The organism is Thermodesulfobacteriota bacterium, assembly GCA_025062045.1.
In the GTDB taxonomy this organism is placed as follows: domain Bacteria; phylum Desulfobacterota; class Syntrophorhabdia; order Syntrophorhabdales; family JANXAF01; genus JANXAF01.
Map to the genome: position 1 here is coordinate 1 of JANXAF010000025.1, position 911 is coordinate 911.

Annotated in this window: 1 protein-coding gene; it reads right to left on the reverse strand. The window is 46.4% G+C overall.

Annotation, left to right across the window (positions count from 1 at the left end):
• The coding region (locus NZ583_09020) for a catalase-peroxidase (protein ID MCS7281734.1) at window positions 1-911 on the reverse strand (911 nt) is incomplete at both ends.

The window sequence follows — 911 nt, forward strand, 5'->3', positions numbered from 1 at the left end:
CTTTATCTGATAGCCTGCCTTTCTTACAGCCTCCTCAATTGCTGCACAACCACTTATGGCTATCAAATCTGAAAGAGACACCTTTTTACCTTCTTTGGCTTTTCTCTTGTTAAAGCTATCCCTTATGCCTTCAAGAATGTTTAGCACTCTCGAAAGGTCCTCCGGGTGATTTACTTCCCAATTTTTCTGTGGCTCCAGACGCAGCCTAGCGCCGTTCAAACCACCCTTTCTGTCGGAGTGTCTGTAGGTGACCATGCCGGAGAAACATGTATAGACAAGTTGGGGTATACTAATCCCAGAACTAAGGACTTCCCTTTTTAATTCTTCTACATCCTTGTCATCAACAAGTTCGTGGTCTACCCTTGGTAGTGGGTCTTGCCAAGGAAATTCCTCTTCGGGCACTTCTGGACCAAGATACAATTCCTTTGGACCCATGTCTCTGTGGGTTAGTTTAAACCAGGCTCTTGCGAAAACCTTTTCAAAGTATTCTGGATTCTCAAGAAAACGCTTACATATTTCCGCATATATGGGGTCAAAGCGCAGGGCAAGGTCTGCAGTTAGCATGGCAGGACGATGCTTTTTGTGGGGGTCGTGTGCATCTGGGACTATTTCTGGAGCATCTTTGGCAACCCACTGATATTTTCCTGCAGGGCTCTTTACTAGTTCCCAATCGTAGGAAAATAAGAACTTCAGATAGCTTAAGCTGAATTTCGTAGGTGTGTCTGACCATGTAACCTCAAAACCGCTGGTGAAGGTATGGGGGCCCTTACCCGTTTTGTAATTAAACTTCCAGCCAAGCCCTTGCTCTTCTACATCCGAAGATGATGGGTCGGGTCCAAGGAACCTGTCTGGTGCCGCTCCATGACACTTGCCAAAGGAATGCCCACCTGCTATTAGTGCCACGGTCTCTT